Source organism: Pseudomonas sp. BIGb0381, from assembly GCF_024809815.1.
GTDB lineage: Bacteria > Pseudomonadota > Gammaproteobacteria > Pseudomonadales > Pseudomonadaceae > Aquipseudomonas.
The window spans coordinates 186,404-204,688 of the sequence record NZ_JANUEN010000001.1 but is presented as its reverse complement, the minus strand read 5'-3'; the positions used below and the strand labels follow the sequence as shown (position 1 = coordinate 204,688).

The 18,285-nt window shown below is 58.9% G+C and carries 18 protein-coding genes; 5 read left to right on the top strand and 13 right to left on the bottom strand.

The window, feature by feature from the left end; all coding sequences use genetic code 11:
- Window positions 1-60: 60 nt before the first annotated feature.
- Window positions 61-1,506, bottom strand: coding sequence for an aldehyde dehydrogenase family protein (locus tag M2397_RS00995; RefSeq protein ID WP_027604836.1), 1,446 nt, complete (start codon window positions 1,504-1,506; stop codon window positions 61-63).
- A 54-nt stretch (window positions 1,507-1,560) separates the two neighbouring features.
- Window positions 1,561-2,472 (bottom strand): 5-dehydro-4-deoxyglucarate dehydratase, encoded by a 912-nt coding sequence (kdgD, locus tag M2397_RS00990; RefSeq protein WP_027604837.1) that lies wholly within the window; start codon window positions 2,470-2,472, stop codon window positions 1,561-1,563.
- A 242-nt stretch (window positions 2,473-2,714) separates the two neighbouring features.
- On the opposite strand from kdgD, the gene M2397_RS00985 reads away from it, so the two are divergent.
- A complete protein-coding gene (locus M2397_RS00985; RefSeq protein WP_259242152.1) occupies window positions 2,715-3,869 on the top strand; it encodes a phospholipase in 1,155 nt (384 codons plus the stop codon).
- A gap of 274 nt (window positions 3,870-4,143) precedes the next feature.
- Window positions 4,144-4,386, top strand: coding sequence for a hypothetical protein (locus M2397_RS00980; protein ID WP_259242151.1), 243 nt, complete (start codon window positions 4,144-4,146; stop codon window positions 4,384-4,386).
- 37 nt (window positions 4,387-4,423) lie between these two features.
- Here M2397_RS00980 and M2397_RS00975 read toward each other — a convergent pair whose 3' ends face one another.
- Window positions 4,424-5,170, bottom strand: a complete 747-nt coding sequence (locus M2397_RS00975; RefSeq protein ID WP_259242150.1) for a FadR/GntR family transcriptional regulator — start codon at window positions 5,168-5,170, stop codon at window positions 4,424-4,426.
- 278 nt (window positions 5,171-5,448) lie between these two features.
- Here M2397_RS00975 and M2397_RS00970 point away from each other — a divergent pair, with 278 nt between their 5' ends.
- Window positions 5,449-7,038 (top strand): glucan 1,4-alpha-maltotetraohydrolase domain-containing protein, encoded by a 1,590-nt coding sequence (locus M2397_RS00970; RefSeq protein WP_259242149.1) that lies wholly within the window; start codon window positions 5,449-5,451, stop codon window positions 7,036-7,038.
- A 60-nt stretch (window positions 7,039-7,098) separates the two neighbouring features.
- Here the strand turns inward: M2397_RS00970 and M2397_RS00965 are convergent, their stop codons facing one another.
- The 7 genes from M2397_RS00965 to rplM form a co-directional block, all read right to left on the bottom strand.
- On the bottom strand, window positions 7,099-7,518 hold the full coding sequence (locus tag M2397_RS00965) for a ClpXP protease specificity-enhancing factor (RefSeq protein WP_131698448.1): 420 nt from the start codon (window positions 7,516-7,518) through the stop codon (window positions 7,099-7,101).
- Between the two features lie 17 nt (window positions 7,519-7,535).
- The gene (locus M2397_RS00960) at window positions 7,536-8,153 is read right to left on the bottom strand and encodes a glutathione S-transferase N-terminal domain-containing protein (protein WP_027604841.1); all 618 of its coding nucleotides are present in this window, start codon (window positions 8,151-8,153) and stop codon (window positions 7,536-7,538) included.
- A gap of 148 nt (window positions 8,154-8,301) precedes the next feature.
- The gene (locus M2397_RS00955) at window positions 8,302-9,081 is read right to left on the bottom strand and encodes a cytochrome c1 (protein ID WP_027604842.1); all 780 of its coding nucleotides are present in this window, start codon (window positions 9,079-9,081) and stop codon (window positions 8,302-8,304) included.
- Window positions 9,081-10,292, bottom strand: a complete 1,212-nt coding sequence (locus M2397_RS00950; RefSeq protein WP_003171746.1) for a cytochrome bc complex cytochrome b subunit — start codon at window positions 10,290-10,292, stop codon at window positions 9,081-9,083. Before M2397_RS00950 ends, M2397_RS00955 begins: the two co-directional genes overlap by 1 nt.
- Entirely contained in the window at window positions 10,292-10,885 is a 594-nt protein-coding gene (petA, locus tag M2397_RS00945) for a ubiquinol-cytochrome c reductase iron-sulfur subunit (RefSeq protein ID WP_027604843.1), read from the bottom strand. The genes M2397_RS00950 and petA overlap by 1 nt, the downstream gene beginning before the upstream one ends.
- Window positions 10,886-11,151: 266 nt before the next feature.
- The gene (gene rpsI / locus M2397_RS00940; protein ID WP_003171743.1) at window positions 11,152-11,544 is read right to left on the bottom strand and encodes a 30S ribosomal protein S9; all 393 of its coding nucleotides are present in this window, start codon (window positions 11,542-11,544) and stop codon (window positions 11,152-11,154) included.
- Between the two features lie 14 nt (window positions 11,545-11,558).
- A complete protein-coding gene (gene rplM / locus M2397_RS00935; RefSeq protein ID WP_003171742.1) occupies window positions 11,559-11,987 on the bottom strand; it encodes a 50S ribosomal protein L13 in 429 nt (142 codons plus the stop codon).
- A gap of 248 nt (window positions 11,988-12,235) precedes the next feature.
- Between rplM and M2397_RS00930 the strand changes: the two genes are divergently transcribed.
- The gene (locus M2397_RS00930) at window positions 12,236-13,276 is read left to right on the top strand and encodes an NADP(H)-dependent aldo-keto reductase (RefSeq protein WP_131698449.1); all 1,041 of its coding nucleotides are present in this window, start codon (window positions 12,236-12,238) and stop codon (window positions 13,274-13,276) included.
- Between the two features lie 77 nt (window positions 13,277-13,353).
- Here M2397_RS00930 and M2397_RS00925 read toward each other — a convergent pair whose 3' ends face one another.
- The gene (locus tag M2397_RS00925) at window positions 13,354-14,490 is read right to left on the bottom strand and encodes an acyl-CoA dehydrogenase family protein (protein ID WP_131698450.1); all 1,137 of its coding nucleotides are present in this window, start codon (window positions 14,488-14,490) and stop codon (window positions 13,354-13,356) included.
- Window positions 14,491-14,710: 220 nt separating this feature from the next.
- Between M2397_RS00925 and M2397_RS00920 the strand changes: the two genes are divergently transcribed.
- On the top strand, window positions 14,711-15,631 hold the full coding sequence (locus tag M2397_RS00920) for a GlxA family transcriptional regulator (protein ID WP_178116718.1): 921 nt from the start codon (window positions 14,711-14,713) through the stop codon (window positions 15,629-15,631).
- Between the two features lie 111 nt (window positions 15,632-15,742).
- Here the strand turns inward: M2397_RS00920 and zapE are convergent, their stop codons facing one another.
- Window positions 15,743-16,837 carry a cell division protein ZapE gene (gene zapE / locus M2397_RS00915; RefSeq protein ID WP_053131627.1) on the bottom strand — a complete coding sequence of 365 codons (1,095 nt, stop codon included), beginning with the start codon at window positions 16,835-16,837 and terminating at the stop codon, window positions 15,743-15,745.
- Between the two features lie 79 nt (window positions 16,838-16,916).
- Entirely contained in the window at window positions 16,917-18,272 is a 1,356-nt protein-coding gene (locus M2397_RS00910) for a tryptophan--tRNA ligase (RefSeq protein ID WP_259242148.1), read from the bottom strand.
- Between the last annotated feature and the right edge of the window lie 13 nt (window positions 18,273-18,285).

The window sequence follows — 18,285 nt, the reverse complement described above, 5'->3', positions numbered from 1 at the left end:
TGGTTTTCTATTTTTGTCGTGGGGACCGGCAGGCCTCCGGCCCCCACTGGGTGTTGCGTATTACGAACCGATGTAGCTGGTTTTCACCACGGTGTAGAACTCCTGCGCATAGCGACCCTGCTCCCGCGAGCCATAGGACGAGCCTTTACGGCCACCGAATGGAACGTGGTAATCCACACCTGCCGTCGGCAGATTGACCATCACCATCCCCGCCTGGGAATGACGCTTGAAGTGGTTGGCGTACTTCAACGATGTGGTGGCAATACCCGCCGACAAACCGAACTCGGTGTCGTTGGCCATGGCCAGTGCCGCCTCGTAGTCAGCCACGCGCACGACGTTGGCGACCGGGCCGAAGATCTCTTCACGGCTGATACGCATGGCGGCTTCGCTGTCGGCAAACAGCGTCGGCGCCAGGTAGTAGCCTTCGGTGTCACACGTCACCAGGCCGCCACCGCTCACCAGCCGCGCGCCCTCGCTTTGGCCGATGTCGATGTACTTCATGTCCTGGTCCAGTTGGGCCTGGGAAACCACCGGGCCGATGTCGGTGCCGCTTTTCAGCGCGTGGCCGACTTTGATCGACTTCATGCGCTCGGCCATGGCCGCGACGAACTGGTCGTGAATACCGGCGGTGACAATCAGGCGGCTGGACGCCGTGCAACGCTGGCCGGTGGAGTAGAACGCGCTCTGTACCGACAACTCGACGGCCTGCTTGAGGTCGGCGTCGTCGAGAATGATCTGCGGGTTCTTGCCGCCCATTTCCAACTGCACTTTGGCTTGGCGCGACACACAGCTGACAGCGATCTGACGACCCACACCGACGGAACCGGTGAAGCTGATGCCGTCGACTTTCGGGCTGTTGACCAGCACGTCGCCCACCACACGGCCGCTGCCCATCACCAGGTTGAACACACCGGCAGGGAAACCGGCGCGGGAGATGATCTCCGCCAGGGCCCAGGCGCAGCCCGGTACCAGTTCAGCCGGTTTGATCACCACGCAGTTGCCGTAGGCCAGGGCTGGGGCGATTTTCCAGGCGGGGATGGCGATCGGGAAGTTCCACGGGGTGATCAGGCCGACCACACCCAGGGCTTCACGGGTGACTTCCACGTTGACGCCCGGGCGTACCGACGGCACGTAGTCGCCGGACAAACGCAGGCACTCACCGGCGAAGAACTTGAAGATGTTACCGGCGCGAGTCACTTCGCCGATGGCTTCCGGCAGAGTCTTGCCTTCTTCACGGGCCAACAGAGTGCCGAGTTCTTCGCGACGGGCGAGGATTTCGCTGCCGACTTTATCCAGGGCATCGTGGCGAGCCTGGATCCCGGAAGTGGACCAGGCCGGGAATGCGGCGCGAGCAGCGTCGATGGCGGCGTTGACCTGGGTGACGTCGGCCTTGGCGTATTCACCGATGACATCGGACAACTCCGACGGGTTGAGGTTGACGCAGTAGTCGGCGCCGGCAACCCATTCACCGTTGATGTAGTTCTCAAAACGCTTTACTTGGGACACGAATCTTCTCCTGACGCAAAAGGCCGCTGATTGCTCAGCGGCCTTGTGGATAATTTATTGCGGACCTTGCTTGTCGATCAGCGCGGCCAGGGCTTCGTATTCTTCCGGCAGCAGATCGGTCAGCGGCGTGCGCACAGGGCCTGCGTCATAGCCGACGATTTTTGCACCCGCCTTGACGATGCTCACGGCATAACCGGCCTTGCGATTACGGATGTCCAGGTACGGCAGGAAGAAGTCGTCGATGATCTTGGCGACGGTGGCGTGATCATCCTTGGCAATGGCGTGGTAGAAGTCCATCGCGGTTTTCGGGATGAAGTTGAACACCGCCGAGGAGTACACCGGTACGCCCAGGGCCTTGTAGGCAGCGGCGTAAACCTCTGCGGTCGGCAGGCCGCCGAGGTAGCTGAAACGATCGCCCAGACGGCGGCGGATCGACACCATCAACTCGATGTCACCCAGGCCATCTTTGTAGCCGATCAGGTTCGGGCAGCGCTCGGCCAGGCGTTCCAGCAGCGGAGCGGTCAGGCGGCACACGTTGCGGTTGTAGACCACCACACCGATTTTGACCGATTTGCACACGGCTTCAACGTGGGCGGCAACGCCGTCCTGGCTGGCTTCGGTCAGGTAGTGCGGCAGCAGCAGCAGGCCTTTGGCGCCCAGGCGCTCGGCCTCTTGCGCGTACTCGATGGCCTGGCGGGTCGAACCACCGACACCGGCGAGGATCGGCACGCTGGTGGCGCAGGTATCAACGGCGGTCTTTATCACTTGGGAATATTCGCTGGCGGCGAGGGAGAAAAACTCACCGGTGCCGCCCGCTGCGAACAAAGCAGTGGCGCCGTAAGGTGCCAGCCATTCCAGGCGCTTGATATAGCCTGCCTGGTGGAAGTCACCCTGGGCATTGAAATCGGTCACCGGGAAAGACAGCAGACCGTGGGAGAGGATGGACTTCAGTTCTTGTGGATTCATTATTCGAACACCCTGGGCGAAGACTTTCTATTGAAAGGTTGTTGGTTTTGTTGATGTCGTACGTCATCGTACAACTATAAATAATTTCGTCAACTCCAATTCATCGGCGTTGTGCATTTGAGTGAGTTGAACGGCTCAGGCAGCGGTGTTCTTGACGTAGGAAATTATTCCTCTATGCTCGGCTTAACTGTATATCCATACAGCAATCAAGGAAGATTCCTACGACATAGCAAGGAGCTAACATGTCAGGTCTTGAACTCGCAGCACCCGAAAAGAAACCGCCAGTCCTACGTTTCGAAGGGGGTGAACACACCGCCATCGGCGACGATACGTTGTTGCGCTTTAGTAAGGACGCACCGGCGATTCCCGCGCGACAGGTCGAACTGCATCTGCCCAACGGGCTGGCACTGACCTACGGCCAAGTGATCGCCCTGGGCGGTGACTTTTATGGCATCCCCGGCCAGCCTATCAACGAGGGCACCTCACCTGCCGATCGTGTGCAACGCTTTAGCGCAGCGTTCAACTCACTGGCCGTACTGCCAGCCGCGCGGGACGAAGCACCGAAAATCCTGGCGGTGATGCAAAAAGAGATCAGCGCGGTCAACCAGGCGATCAAGGACGGCAAGCAAGCCCATGAAGCCTATGATGCCCTGGGTGATACGTTGTCCGAGGAATGGAACCGCATCACCGGTGGCGGCAGCGCGGTGTCGGCACTGGTCCCATTGGGGCGCTACCTGAAACTGGCGGCGGACAATGCCGACCACTTCGGCGAATCGGCGCTGGCGGCCTACCTGGCGGGGCATGCAGCCGCATTGCAACAGGCCGTGGTGTCGCATCAAACCGGCACCGACCAGGCATTGGAACTGGCCTACGCCATGAACAGCTTTGCCGATCACTTCTTGACCGATCTGTTTTCTGCCGGGCACCTGCGGGTGCCGCGCAAACAGCTGGCAGCGGTCGTCACACCGGGCGAATTGGGTTCTCTGATCAGCCGCTTCATGCACGATGAAGACAGCAAGTTCGGTCTCAAGGTACGCAATGCCATGGGTGACGAGTGGCATGCCTATGGCGACAAACGCTATTTCGACAGTATCGACGCAGCCAATCGGGCACAGGTCAAACGCGCCGTTCAGGCATCCGCTGATGAGATCTTCGAAACCTTCATCAATGGCGTTGCGCCCTCCCCGGCTGACTTCAAGGCACCGCTGTATGTGCCGGATTTGAACGCGGCACAGAACCCGGCGAATAACTTCTCGCCATTGTTCAAGATGGAGGGCGACAAGGTGCTGCGACGCAAGGAGGTGAATGACCTCAACGACAAGCACTGGACCAATGATTGGTGGGGGTGGAGTACGTATTTGTTGCTCAAGGACTACAAGCCGAATACCCCGGTTTAAGCGGTACCGCCTGTCGATACTGTGATTTCTAACAGTTATGCACCGCTCATCAAGGGCGGATAACACGCCTCAGGGGCTTAGGAATTGTCTCCTGAGGCGATTTGTTGCAGCCCTTCTGATGCCTGAAGCCTCAGGCCACCACATCATAGGCCGGCAAGGGAACGGGCCCCATGAAAATCAATGCAACTGAATATCAAGGGCCATAACGTTGCGCCAGCTTCGGTCTGTGCTTGATTTTTGCTTCTTTTACTAAGGTTGATGAGAGAGGTGCGTCATGAAAACCACTGATGAAATTTTCGGCCTACTGGCCTCCAGTTTCGAAGCCAATCGGGATAAAAAAGATCAAGACTTTGATCCCGATATGCCTTTGGCCGAGCTGATTGCTGACGAGAACGAAAGGCGTCGTGTGATTGACACGTCCGTGAAGGTGCTTCAGTTGAACCTTCCTGACGACGTGGCGAAGGAAGCGACACTAGACTCGTTAGCGTCCTACATCCAATCAATGCAAGCGTCATAGAAAAACGCTGAACGGCACATTAGCCACCTGCGGCCTATCAGCCTGCCCTTTCAGCCTCTTCGTGAGCATGGCGCAGCCGCTCGCGACTGTTGGTCAGGTGCAAACGCATGGCCGCCCGCGCCGCATCCGAATCCTGGCGGGCAATCGCCTCATAAATCTCTTCGTGTTCGCGACTCAGGCGTCCCATGTAGTGCTGGTGGTCATCATGGGCCAGGCGTGCCGAGTTCAGGCGCGTACGCGGAATGATGCTGGTGCCCAGGTGGGTCATGATGTCGGTGAAGTAGCGGTTGCCGGTGGACAACGCAATTTCCAGGTGGAAGGCGAAGTCCGAGGCCACTGCATCACCGGCGTGCGCCGCGCTTTCATTGAGGGCATCGAGGGCCGCGCGCATGGAGGCCAGCTGTTCATCGCTACGGCGCAGTGCGGCCAACCCGGCGGACTCCACTTCCAGGCTGATACGCAGTTCGAGAATCGCCAGCACATCACGCAGGGTCACGACGGTGGCCGGGTCGATGCGAAAGCCGCTCGGGCTAGGCGTGTCCAGCACAAAGGTGCCGATACCATGACGGGTTTCCACCTGCCCCGCCGCCTGCAAGCGGGAGATGGCTTCCCGGACCACGGTGCGGCTGACGCCATGGGCGTCCATGATCGCCGATTCGGTGGGCAGCTTGTCGCCACGCTTGAGTTGGCCGTCGCGGATCTGCTCGGACAACACCGTGACCAATTCCTGGGCAAGGCTGCGGCGCTTGCGGGGAAGACGAGGGGCGGTGCTGGCGTTTTCCATGTGGAATCATCTATCTCGGCGGACTAAAACAGCATCATAGCCCATGGCGGTTGTACGATCACCGTTTGTACCGCACTTTCATGTACAAGCCGGCAGCTTTCAGCCCCGGCCATACATGCCCCCCCGTGCAAAGGGGTTCAAACTCGAACATAACGCGTGGCTACTTCACACCTGAATCTTAGTGCCAAACGATCTCGCGCACCTGGCAATTATGACAGCAGACGGGTTTGCATCCTCGTAGCAGAGTAAAGCCTGTTCCAGCAAACAGGTGACGGGTGATGAAACGCATAGGCTGGTATTGCACAACGATTGTCTGGCTGCTGGCATGCACCGTCCACGCGGCGCCGCCGACTGTGCGCAATGGCGGTGGCGAAGACATCCTGCTGCAAGGCTTCCACTGGAACTCCAGCCGCAATGCTCCGCAGAAATGGTATGAGGTGCTGGCACAAATGGCCCCCACTATCGGCCAGGACGGCTTCACCAAAATCTGGCTGCCACCCGCCTGGACCGATCAATCCAGTTGGAGCGACGCGGCGTCGGGAACGTCCGGTGGGGGTGAAGGTTACTTCTGGAGCGACTTCGACAAGAACAGCCGATACGGCAGTGACAGCCAGCTCAAACAGGCGGTCGCCGCCTTGGCAGGGGCCGGCGTGCAAGCAATATACGACGTGGTGCCCAACCATATGAACGACAAGCTGCCGAGTCAACAGATACGCTTCCCCAGGGACCTCAAGCTGTGGCGCGATGACTGCACAACGCCCGTCGTCTGTGATGAGGGCGACGCGTTCATGAGCGGTTCGGCCGACCTCAACACAAGCAACTCGGAAGTCTCGCAGCGCTTCATGCAGGAATTCAGGAACCTGCGGGACAACTACAGCGCCAAAGGCTTGCGCTTCGATTTTGCGCGCGGCTACGCACCGGAGCGGGTCGATGTGTGGATGAAAAACTTTGGTGACCAAGCGTTCTGCGTCGGCGAGTTGTGGAAAGGCCCCAGCGAGTATCCGGCGAACGACTGGCGCAGTCAGGCCAGTTGGCAGGATGCGTTGAAGGACTGGTCGGATCGGTCCCACTGCAGCGTGTTCGATTTCGCCCTCAAGGAGCGCATGCAAAATGGCAGCTTGGCCGAGTGGCGCCATGGCTTGAATGGCAACCCCGACCCGGCATGGCGACAGGTCGCGGTGACCTTTGTCGATAACCACGACACCGGTTATTCGCCAGGGCAATACGGCGGGCAGCACCATTGGTCCCTTGCCGATCCGCAACGCAATATTGCCTATGCCTATATCCTGCTGAGCCCCGGTACGCCCACTGTGTATTGGCCTGACATGTACGACTGGGGCCGGAGCGACCTGATCCGCAAGCTGATCAGCCTGCGCAAGGACGCCGGTATCAGTGCCGACTCACCGATCAGGTTCCAGACCCACTATTCCGGATTGGTTGCCGCCATCCAAGGCAGCCGCAAGCGCCTACTGATCGCCTTGGACTCCGACCTCTCCAAGGTGCCTGACGGTTTCAGCCCTGCGCTGTTTGCGGACGGGCAGCGCATCCGCTCGTGGCAGGCCGCTCCGGCACCTTCCGACACCACCACCACTTTGCACTGCGACAACGTCAGGCCGGGGCTCGGCCAGGCAGTCTACGCAGTGGGATCGCCTATCGAACTCGGCGCCTGGAACCCGGCCCACGCCATCGCACTGCAACCCGGCGCAGCCAATCGCTGGAGCGGTACTGTCGTGTGGCCGACCCAGCAACACATCGAATGGAAATGCCTGATCCGCAGCCTGAGCAATATCAACGAGGTCTACTGGCAAGACGGCCTCAACAATCAGTTCACCACGGGGGCCGCCAGCGAAGCAGCGGGGAATTTTTGACAAAAAAAGCCCCGGCAGAGCCGAGGCATTTTTTAACGTAGGCCCGAAGACTTACGCACTTTACTTCACCACTTTCAGGCTCGGCCGACCGCTCGGACGCGGCGGCTCGGTCTCCGGTGGCGGCACATCATCGCCGTCTTCGTTTTCAATCGCTTCGTCGTCCTCGAAAGGCGACTCCAGATCGAACACCATGCCTTGGCCGTTCTCCCGGGCATAGATGCCGAGGATAGCGCCAATCGGCACGAACAGCGTATGCGGCACACCGCCGAAACGCCCTTCGAAGCTGACCGCTTCATTGTCCATGTGCAGGTGGCGCACGGCACTGGGTGATACGTTCAACACAATCTGCCCGTCACTGGCAAACCCCTGCGGTACCTGAACCGCAGGAAATTCGGAATTGACCAGCATGTGCGGGGTGCAATCGTTATCCACAATCCACTCATAGAGCGCGCGGACCAGGTAAGGTCGACTGGAGTTCATCAACGGCTCCTTAAGCCTTAGCGCATATCGCGTTCGACACCAGACAGACTCGCCTGGAAAGCCTCACGCGCGAACTGGCGCTCCATGTAATCAAGCAACGGCTTGGCCGGCCGTGGCAGTTCAATGCCCAGAATCGGCAAGCGCCAGAGTATGGGTAATAGGCAGCAATCCACCAAGCTTTGTTCCTCACTGAGGAAAAAAGGTTTATCGGCGAACAACGGCGAAACACCGGTCAGGCTCTCGCGCAATTCCTTGCGCGCCTGCACCCGAGCAGCTTCTTTGCTGCGGGTATCCAGAATCAAATCCACCAGCCCGCACCAATCTCGCTGGATCCGATGGATCAGCAGGCGGCTGTTGGCACGGGCCACCGGATACACCGGCAGCAAAGGCGGATGCGGGTAACGCTCATCCAGATATTCCATCACCACGGTTGACTCCCACAACGCCAGGTCACGATCGACCAGGGTGGGCAAGCTGCCGTAAGGGTTCACTTCGATCAGTTTCGGCGGATGACGACCCACCTCCACACTGATGATCTCGGCGCTGACACCCTTCTCTGCGAGTACGATGCGTACTCGGTGGGAATAGTGGTCGGCGGGGTCGGAGTAACAGGCCAACCGATTGGTCACGCCCATGGCGGTCCTCCTCGCTTGTTGAAATTATGGAAAGCTCAAAAACGAGCGCGCCCAGAAAGCATCTCTGCAGCCTCTGGAAAGTCCAGATCGCTACGGGTTAGAGATGCCGCTGGGCGCGCAAGATTAACAGCAATTGCTTACGGTTGGATCAATGCACATCCTTCCAGTATTCGCGTTTAAGCAGATAAGCGAATACGAAGAAGAAAGCCAGATACAGCAAGACATACGTCCCGATGCGCTGGTGTTGCAGTTTGACCGGGTTGGCGGAATAGGCCAGGAAGGTCACCAGATTCTTGACCTTCTCGTCAAACTGCTCGTCAGTCAACGAACCAGGGGTTTCTATCTTCAGTTGATCGCACGCTTCATGAGTCAAAGGCGTACCGGTCAACGGATCATATTGCTTCTTGCCGTCTTCGACGACCTGAACCTGCTTGCATCCTACCACTTGCTTGCCTTGCAGGCCGACCAGAACGTTAGGCATGCCGACGTTCGGGAACACACGGTTGTTCACGCCATAAGGGCGCGCCGGGTCCTCGTAGAAGGATTTCAGGTAGCCGTAGAGCCAGTCGGTGCCGCGTACACGTGCCACCAGAGTCAGGTCAGGAGGCGCTGCGCCGAACCAGGTCTTGGCGTCGGCAGGCTTCATGCCGATATTCATGTGGTCGCCGATCTTGGCACCGGTGAACACCAGCTTCTCCAGCATCATTTCATGGGGGATACCGAGGTCATCGGCCACCCGCTCGTAACGCTGGAACTTGGCGCTGTGGCAGCCCATGCAGTAGTTGGCGAACGTACGCGCGCCGTCTTGCATAGCCGCCTTGTCAGACACGTCGATATCGACTTTTTCCAGTTCCGGGCCGCCGTGCTCGGCAGCGAAGGACAGTAGCGGCAGCGCCGCAAGCATCAATGCAACGAATAATTTTTTCATCAGCCAGTCACCCTTTCCGGAACCGGTTTGGTCTTCTCGAGCCGGGTGTAGAACGGCATCAGAATGAAGTAGGCGAAGTACAGGAAGGTGCAGACCTGCGACAGCAGCGTACGCTCAGGGGTCGGCGCCAATACGCCCAACACGCCCAGAATCACGAATGCAATGCAGAACACCCACAGCCAGATTTTGCTCAGCCAGCCTTTGTAGCGCATGGACTTGACCGGGCTTCGGTCGAGCCACGGCAACACGAACAGCACCGCAATGGCCGCGCCCATGGCGATGACGCCCATGAGTTTGTCGGGGATCGCCCGCAAGATCGCGTAGAACGGCGTGAAGTACCAGACCGGGGCAATGTGCTCAGGTGTCTTGAAGGCGTTCGCCTGTTCGAAGTTAGGCTTCTCGAGGAAATAACCACCCATCTCCGGGAAAAAGAACACGATCGAGCAGAACACGAAGAGGAACACGACCACGCCGACAATGTCTTTCACGGTGTAGTACGGGTGGAACGGGATGCCATCCAGCGGGATGCCGTTCTCGTCCTTGTGTTTCTTGATGTCCACGCCATCCGGGTTGTTGGAACCCACTTCGTGCAGCGCCAGGATGTGCAGCACCACAAGGCCCAGGATCACAATCGGCAGCGCTACGACGTGCAAAGCGAAGAAGCGGTTCAGGGTGATACCGGAGATCAGGTAGTCACCACGGATCCACTGGGTCAGGTCGTTGCCGATGACGGGAATGGCACCGAACAGCGAGATGATCACCTGGGCGCCCCAGTACGACATCTGGCCCCATGGCAGCAGGTAGCCCATGAAGGCTTCCGCCATCAGCGCCAGGTAGATCAGCATACCGAACACCCACACCAGCTCCCGTGGCTTCTGGTACGAACCGTAGAGCAAACCACGGAACATGTGCAGGTAGACCACGATAAAGAACGCTGAAGCGCCGGTGGAGTGCAGCAGGCGCAGGATCGAGCCGTACTCGACGTCACGCATGATGTATTCGACGGAGGCAAACGCTTCTTCCGCCGACGGGGTGTAGCTCATCGTCAGCCAGACACCGGTGACGATCTGGTTAACCAGCACCAGCAGTGCCAGAGAACCAAAGAAGTAGAAGAAGTTGAAGTTTTTTGGCGCGTAATACTTGCTGAGATGGTCTTCCCACATCTTAGTGGCGGGGAAGCGTGCATCCACCCAATCCATGAACTTGCTCATCACGCGTTCTCCTTATCGAGGCCAATGACAATGAGGTCGTCAGTTTCGTAGGTATGCGGAGGCACGGGCAGGTTCAAGGGAGCGGGCTGGGACTTGTAGACGCGCCCCGCCAGATCGTAGTGGGAGCCGTGGCAGGGACAGAAATAACCACCGACCCAGTCTTTACCCAGATCGACCGGGGCGACTTCGGGGCGGAAGGTGGGCGAGCATCCCAAGTGGGTACACAGGCCAACCAGCAGCAGAATCTCTGGCTTGATCGAACGTGCTTCATTTTTGGCGTAGGCGGGTTGGTCGGATTTCTCAGATTTGGGGTCAGACAACTGGCCTTCGATCTTTTTCAGATTTCCCAGGATTTCCTCAGTACGACGAACAATGAATACCGGCTGGCCGCGCCACTCAGCAATCATCTGCTGGCCTGGTTCGATCTTGCTGATATTCACCTTCACCGGTGCACCTGCGGCTTTCGCCTTGGCACTGGGAAACCATGACCCCACGAACGGGACCGCAGCCCCCACCGCTCCTGCAGCACCCACCACGGATGTGGCTGCTACTAAGAAGCGACGCCGGCCTGCATTCACGCCGTCATTGCTCATTCAGTCCTCTCCCATCAGCTTTTTGGCCTGTTAAATCAGGCGTCTACTAAGTATTAAATCTGAACTTATAAAAATTTTGCCGAATGGTAATGAAAAGCCCCACGTATGACAAGGGAATTGCCCGGGGCTCCGCCTCCAAGCCTTGTAGTATAGGGGGTCTACGGATGTGGCAAGTTGTCACGGTGAAAAATGTGCATAAATCGCAGGCAATAAAAAACGCCCAGCTCCGTAAGGAGGCTGGGCGTTTTTGTGGAACGTAAAGCGAATTAACGCTTCGAGTACTGCGGACGCTTACGCGCTTTACGCAGACCGACTTTCTTACGTTCAACTTCACGGGCATCACGAGTCACGAAGCCAGCTTTGCGCAGAGCGCCACGCAGGGTTTCGTCGTACTGCATCAGAGCGCGAGTGATACCGTGGCGGATTGCGCCAGCTTGACCACTTACACCGCCACCGATAACGGTGACGTAGATGTCGAACTTTTCAACAGTCTCGGTCAATTCCAGCGGCTGACGAACTACCATGCGGGCAGTTTCGCGACCGAAGAAGTTGTCCAGAGTGCGGTTGTTGATCGAGATGTTACCAGTGCCCGGACGCAGGAAAACGCGTGCGGTTGCGGTTTTGCGACGGCCAGTGCCGTAATTTTGAGTCGCCGACATAATGAACTATTCCGTTAAAACTTCAGTTCTTGGGGCTGCTGAGCAGCATGAGGGTGTACAGCGCCCGCATAGACTTTCAGCTTGCGAAACATATCGCGACCCAGTGGGCCCTTCGGCAGCATGCCTTTGACCGCGATTTCGATCGGGGCTTCAGGCTTCTTGGAGATCAGGCCTTCAAAGTTGGAAGACTTGATACCGCCTGGGAAACCGGAGTGACGGTAGTACATTTTGTCTTGCGCTTTGTTGCCGGTAACACGTACCTGCTCAGCGTTGATGATCACGATGTAGTCACCGGTGTCAACGTGAGGGGTGTACTCAGGCTTGTGCTTGCCACGCAGACGGCTGGCGACTTCAGTGGCCAGACGACCCAGGGTCTGACCAGCGGCGTCGACGACAAACCAGTCGCGCTGAACTGTTTCCGGTTTTGCAGTAAAAGTTGTCATTCTTTAATAGCCTCAGGGGCCGCCCTGTAAATTAGACGGCGGATCTTACTGAATAGTGCTTACTTTGACAAGTCAAAGGCAGCCGGATACAGACGCTATCGGGGGCTCGGGTCGGCGCGTCCGTTCAACGGCAAGATTCTTCGGCAGGCGGCGCATCACTTCCACTGCAGAAAGAGGTGGGCAATTATGCAGATTGCGAAAAAAAATTCAACCTGCTTTTATGATTGTTTTCCCTGAAGGAGCACCCGATGGATTATCGACAGCTGGGCCGTACGGATCTGAACGTGAGCGCGATAGCCCTGGGCACCATGACGTGGGGTGAGCAGAACAGCGAGGCAGAGGCCTTCGCGCAGATCGAACGGGCCAAGGCGGCGGGGATTAACGTCCTCGACACCGCAGAAATGTACCCGGTGCCGCCCAAGGCCGACACCTATGCCACCACCGAGCGTTACATCGGTAATTACTTCAAAAGCCGCGGTGACCGTGCCGACTGGATCCTCGCCAGCAAGATCGCCGGCCCCGGCAACACCATCGACTACATCCGCGACGGCCACCTGCGCCACAACCGCAAGCACATCGTCGAAGCCCTGGACGCCAGCCTCAAGCGCCTGCAAACCGACTGGATCGACCTCTACCAGCTGCACTGGCCGGAGCGCAGCACCAACTTCTTCGGCCAATTGAGCTACAAACACAAGGACGAAGACGACCTGACCCCGCTGGAGGAAACCCTCGAAGCGCTGGATGAGCAGGTGAAGGCTGGCAAGATCCGCCACATTGGCCTGTCCAATGAAACCCCGTGGGGCGCCATGAAGTTCCTGGCCCTGGCCGAAGCCCGCGGCTGGACCCGCGCGGTATCGATCCAGAACCCCTACAACCTGCTCAACCGCAGCTTTGAGGTTGGCCTGGCGGAAATCGCCATTCGTGAGCAGTGTGGCCTGCTGGCTTACTCGCCCCTGGCATTCGGCATGCTCAGCGGCAAGTACGAAGGTGGCGCACGCCCGGCCAAGGCGCGCCTGACGGAGTACAGCCGTTTCAGCCGCTACTTCAACCCGCAGTCGGAGGCGGCGTGCAGCCGTTATGTGGCACTGGCGCGGGAGCATGGCCTGGATCCTGCGCAGATGGCATTGGCGTTTGTGACACAACAGCCGTTCGTGACCAGCAACATTATTGGCGCAACATCGCTGGAGCAACTGGACAGCAACATCGCCAGTGCTGATCTGAAGCTGTCGAAGGAAGTACTGGAAGGGATTGAGGCGATTCAGAAGGATCATCCGAATCCGGCGCCTTGATCGATCTGTAGGCCGCTATCGGGGGCAAGTCGAATCGTCGCACCGCCCCGATAGGGCCCTCACAAACAACACAGCACTCAAAGCGCCCGCGCAATGATCTCCTTCATGATCTCGTTGGTCCCCGCATAAATCCGCTGCACCCGCGCATCCGCCCACGCCCGTGCAATCGGGTACTCCCACATGAACCCGTAGCCGCCGTGCAACTGCACGCACTCATCGAGCACCTTACATTGCAGGTCCGTGGCCCAGTACTTGGCCATCGCGGCAGTGGGCACATCCAGCTTGCCTTCCAGGTGCAACGCCATGCATTTGTCGACGAACACGCGGCCGATCTGAATCTCAGTGGCCATCTCCGCCAACTTGAACCGGGTGTTCTGAAAGTCGGCAATCGCCTTGCCGAACGCCTTGCGCTCACGAGTGTATTCCAGGGTCCACTGCAACGCCGCCTCGGCAGACGACAGCGCGCCAATCGCGACAGTCAAACGCTCCTGCGGCAATTCCTGCATCAAATAGGCGAAGCCCATGCCGGCCTGGCCCAGCAGGTTTTCCTTGGGTACGCGCACGTCCTGGAAAAACAGCTCTGACGTGTCCTGGGCCTTCATGCCGACCTTCTCCAGGCGCTTGCCCTTGGCGAAGCCGGGCGTATCGGCGTCCACCAGAAACAGGCTGGTGCCCTTGGCCCCCGCCTTGGGATCGGTCTTGGCGACCACGATCACCAGCTCAGCCAGGTACCCGTTGGTGATAAAGGTCTTGGAGCCATTGATCACGTACTCATCACCGTCCAGCACGGCTGTGGTCTTGACCCCTTGCAAGTCGGACCCGGCACCCGGCTCGGTCATGGCGATGGCCGTGACCCTCTCACCGGAGATCAACTTGGGCAGGTACTTGTGCTTCAGCGCCTCACTGCCGTAATGCAGGATGTAGGGCGCGACAATGTCCGAATGCAGGGAAAAGCCGATGCCGGTCAGGCCCAGGCGGCTGATCTCCTCGATCACTACCGCGCTGTAGAGAAAGTCCGCGCCCAGCCCGCCGTATTCCTCCGGCAGATGGGAACACAACATCCCCGCCTCCCCCGCCTTGCTCCACAGGTTACGGTCGATGTAGCCCTGCTTCTCCCATTGCCCGTGAAACGGTGCAGCGTCTTTTTCAAGAAAGGTGCGCACGCTCTGACGGAAGAGTTCGTGCTCCGGGCTGAACAAGGTTCTCGGAATCATGGGTCACCTGCGTGGATTGTCGGACAAGGACGAGCCCACAGAGCCTATGCCCCGATGGCGTCACAGGACACTGGACACATGCGACAAAAAATAAGACGATCCAGCCGTCTGGTGACCACTTTCCCCTATAAGAATAAATGAAATTATGTCTAACCAAATCTCCACGCCGTTGCGGCGCGTCAGCATTTTGGCCATTGATCGGGTATTCGCTTCTACCCTCATGCAAGCCAAGGATTTCTTCCATCTCGCCAGCCTGCGTTATGGCAAACAGCAAGGCCTGGGCCTGACCCCAGCGTTCGAAACACGCCTGGTGAGCCCCGACGGAAAATCGGTGCGCAGCTTCAGTGATGTGATCATGCCGGTGGACGGCGGCCTGGAAGACGCCGACATCATCGTGCTACCGGCCTTCTGGGATGACTTCGATGCCCTGTGTGTGCGCTACCCGCAAGTGCTGCCGTGGCTGCGCGAGCAACATGCACGCGGCGCGGTACTCTGCGGCGAAGCCACCGGGGTGTTCTGGCTGGCCGAAGCCGGACTGCTCGACGGCAAGGAGGCGACCACCTACTGGCGCTTCTTCAACGCCTTTAGCGAACGCTTCCCCAAAGTCCAGCTCAATCAGGACAAACATCTCACCGACGCCGACAACCTGTATTGCGCCGGCGGTACCACCTCGGCGTGCGACCTGTATATCTACCTGATCGAACGCTTCTGCGGCGCCAACATCGCCCAGGCCGTGGCCCGCGACATCCTCTACGAAGTACAGCGCAGCTATTCACCCGGACGCATCGGTTTTGGCGGCCAGAAGCTGCACCAGGACGTGATCATCCTGCAGATCCAGCACTGGCTCGAAGAGCATTTCGCCGACAAATTCCGCTTCGAAGACGTTGCCCGGGAACACGGCATGAGCATTCGCAACTTCATGCGCCGCTTCCAGACCGCCACCGGCGACAAGCCGCTGCACTACCTGCAACGCTTGCGTATCGAGACGGCCAAGGGCCTGCTCTCGGGCAGCCGCAAGAGCATCAAGACCATCAGTTATGAGGTGGGTTACGACGATGCGAGTTTCTTTGCGCGGTTGTTCAGGCAGCACACGGAGCTGTCACCAAACCAATATCGGCAACAGTTCCAACAAGCCGCGTAAGCAAATGTGGGAGGGGGCTTGCTCCCGATAGCGGTGGATCAGTCAGTGCATCTGTTACTGAAAGACCGCTATCGGGGGCAAGCCCCCTCCCACATTTGACCTACATCGCTCTTAAGGCTTGTGCCCGCGCGACAGGAACTCGTGGGATTGCATTTCCAACAGGCGGCTCAGGGTGCGCTGGAATTCAAAGTTCAAGCGCCCGCCGGTATACAGATCCTTGAGTTCGACTTCCGCCGAGATGATCAACTTGACGTTACGGTCGTAGAACTCGTCGACCATGTTGATAAACCGTCGTGCGATGTCGTCGGTGGTGACGCTCATCTGCTCCACGCCGCTGAGGATCACCGCGTGGAAGATCTTGCCCAGTTCGATGTAGTCGTTCTGGCTGCGCGGGCCGTCGCACAACTGGCGGAATTCGAACCAGGCCACGTCATCGCAGGTACGCAGAGCGATGATCTCGCGGTTCTCGATCATCAGCTTGTCGTTTTCCACCGCCTGGGTGCATTCCGGCGTGAGGGCGCGGAAGCTTTTGCGCAGGCTTTCGTGCGCCGCTTCGTTCAGCGGGAAGTGGAACAACTCCGCTTGCTCGAGGTGACGCAGACGGTAGTCGACGCCGCTGTCGACGTTGACGATCTCGGTGTTCTGCTTGATCAGCGCGATGGCCGGCAGGAAGCGAGCGCGCTGCAGGCCGTCCTTGTACAGGCCGTCGGGCACGATGTTCGAGGTGGCGACCAGGGTCACGCCGTTCTTGAACAGCTCTTCCATCAGGGTGCCGAGGATCATGGCATCGGTGATGTCGGAGACGAAGAATTCATCGAAGCAGATGACCCGCGCTTCATCGGAGAAACGCTTGGCGATGATGGTCAGCGGGTTTTTCTCACCCGGCAGGGTCTTCATTTCTTCGTGCACGCGCTTCATGAAGCGGTGGAAGTGGGTGCGGACCTTTTCCTTGAACGGCAGCGCTTCAAAGAACGTATCGACCAGGTAGGTCTTACCCCGGCCTACACCGCCCCAGAAATACAAGCCCTTGACCGGCGTGTGGTCTTTCTTGCCAAACAGCTTGCTGAGCATCCCCGGCTTGCTTTGCGAGGCCGCAACCAAGTCGTCGTACAGGCGCTGCAAATGACGCACCGCCGTTTCCTGGGCCGCGTCATGGAAGAATTCAGGGCGTTTCAGATCAGCTTGGTATCGTTCTAGGGGCGTCATAATTTCGTTAGCAAGGCAACAAAAACGGGCCGTCACTGTAACGACGGCCCTGGATAATGGCAATCAACCCTTGGTCGGGTTAATCCTCGATTGGGGTCAACGCAGTGCGCAAGGCTTCGATGGCGGCATCACGCGATGCACCATCGGCGAACTCGGCGCTGTCGGCTACTGCGGCACCGTCCAGCCATACGCTGAAGCTCAGGGCTTCGGTGCGTACGTCCAGCGCAGCGCCACTTTGCAGTTGTTTGGTGACTGCGCCGGCCGCTTTACCATCGGCAAAGTTGCGCGACAGCAGCAATTGCTCGCCATCGGCGGCCAACAAGCGGAAGCGGAAGCTGCCGTCATCTTCACGGAAGCTCACGAAACGCGCGGCCTTGGCGGCCTTCTTCTTGGTGGCGATCGGCGCTGCAGCCTGCTCGACGAACGAACGCAGGCCCACCGCTTCACGCAACTCGGCCAGGAATGGCGCGGCTACGGCACGGGCTTTCCTGGCCCCGACCTGCAACAGGTCTTCCATGTCCGACGGGCGCGACATCAACTGGTGGTAACGCTCGCGCGCTTCGCCCAGTTGGCTGTCCAGCAGTTGGAACAGACGGCTCTTCGCCTCGCCCCAACCCAGGCCTTGCAGCAGCTCGCCGCGGAACTCTTCTTCCTGGGCCTTGCTGGCAAACGCCTGGTAGAGGGTGAACAGGTGCGAGTTGTCGGGGTCCTTGGCTTCGCCGGGCGCGCGGGAGTCGGTGACGATCCGCGAGATGGCGTCCTTCATGTCCTTGGCGCTGGTGAACAACGGGATGGTGTTGTCGTAGCTCTTGGACATCTTGCGGCCATCCAGGCCCGGCAAGGTGGCAACGCTTTCTTCGATCAGCGCCTCGGGCATGGTGAAGAATTCTTTACCGTTGCCGAACAGGTGGTTGAAGCGCTGGCCGATGTCGCGGGCCATTTCAACGTGCTGGATCTGGTCGCGGCCCACCGGCACCTTGTGCGCGTTGAACATCAGGATGTCCGCCGCCATCAGCACCGGGTAGCTGTACAGGCCCATGGTGATGCCCGCATCCGGGTCTTCGCCGGTTTCCACGTTCTTGTCCACCGAGGCCTTGTAGGCATGGGCGCGGTTGAGCAGGCCCTTGGCGGCGACGCAGGTCAGCAGCCAGGTCAGCTCGGGGATTTCCGGGATGTCGGACTGGCGATAAAAGGTCACCCGGTTCACATCCAGGCCACCGGCCAGCCAGGTCGCGGCGATTTCCATACGCGAACGCTGGATGCGCTGCGGGTCATCGCATTTGATCAGGGCGTGGTAGTCGGCCAGAAAGTAGAAGGAGTCAGCATTGACGTCCTGGCTGGCAAGGATCGCCGGGCGGATCGCACCAGCGTAGTTGCCCAGGTGCGGCGTGCCGGTGGTGGTGATGCCGGTGAGGATGCGGGTACGAGTCGTCATGGGTAATCGCTTA

Bases quoted from the DNA above. Each gene is read 5' to 3' on its own strand.
- kdgD (WP_027604837.1), bottom strand. From the start codon at position 2,472: ATGAATCCACAAGAACTGAAGTCCATCCTCTCCCACGGTCTGCTGTCT.
- M2397_RS00985 (WP_259242152.1), top strand. From the start codon at position 2,715: ATGTCAGGTCTTGAACTCGCAGCACCCGAAAAGAAACCGCCAGTCCTA.
- M2397_RS00980 (WP_259242151.1), top strand. From the start codon at position 4,144: ATGAAAACCACTGATGAAATTTTCGGCCTACTGGCCTCCAGTTTCGAA.
- M2397_RS00975 (WP_259242150.1), bottom strand. From the start codon at position 5,170: ATGGAAAACGCCAGCACCGCCCCTCGTCTTCCCCGCAAGCGCCGCAGC.
- M2397_RS00970 (WP_259242149.1), top strand. From the start codon at position 5,449: ATGAAACGCATAGGCTGGTATTGCACAACGATTGTCTGGCTGCTGGCA.
- M2397_RS00965 (WP_131698448.1), bottom strand. From the start codon at position 7,518: ATGAACTCCAGTCGACCTTACCTGGTCCGCGCGCTCTATGAGTGGATT.
- M2397_RS00960 (WP_027604841.1), bottom strand. From the start codon at position 8,153: ATGGGCGTGACCAATCGGTTGGCCTGTTACTCCGACCCCGCCGACCAC.
- M2397_RS00955 (WP_027604842.1), bottom strand. From the start codon at position 9,081: ATGAAAAAATTATTCGTTGCATTGATGCTTGCGGCGCTGCCGCTACTG.
- M2397_RS00950 (WP_003171746.1), bottom strand. From the start codon at position 10,292: ATGAGCAAGTTCATGGATTGGGTGGATGCACGCTTCCCCGCCACTAAG.
- petA (WP_027604843.1), bottom strand. From the start codon at position 10,885: ATGAGCAATGACGGCGTGAATGCAGGCCGGCGTCGCTTCTTAGTAGCA.
- rpsI (WP_003171743.1), bottom strand. From the start codon at position 11,544: ATGTCGGCGACTCAAAATTACGGCACTGGCCGTCGCAAAACCGCAACC.
- rplM (WP_003171742.1), bottom strand. From the start codon at position 11,987: ATGACAACTTTTACTGCAAAACCGGAAACAGTTCAGCGCGACTGGTTT.
- M2397_RS00930 (WP_131698449.1), top strand. From the start codon at position 12,236: ATGGATTATCGACAGCTGGGCCGTACGGATCTGAACGTGAGCGCGATA.
- M2397_RS00925 (WP_131698450.1), bottom strand. From the start codon at position 14,490: ATGATTCCGAGAACCTTGTTCAGCCCGGAGCACGAACTCTTCCGTCAG.
- M2397_RS00920 (WP_178116718.1), top strand. From the start codon at position 14,711: ATGCAAGCCAAGGATTTCTTCCATCTCGCCAGCCTGCGTTATGGCAAA.
- zapE (WP_053131627.1), bottom strand. From the start codon at position 16,837: ATGACGCCCCTAGAACGATACCAAGCTGATCTGAAACGCCCTGAATTC.
- M2397_RS00910 (WP_259242148.1), bottom strand. From the start codon at position 18,272: ATGACGACTCGTACCCGCATCCTCACCGGCATCACCACCACCGGCACG.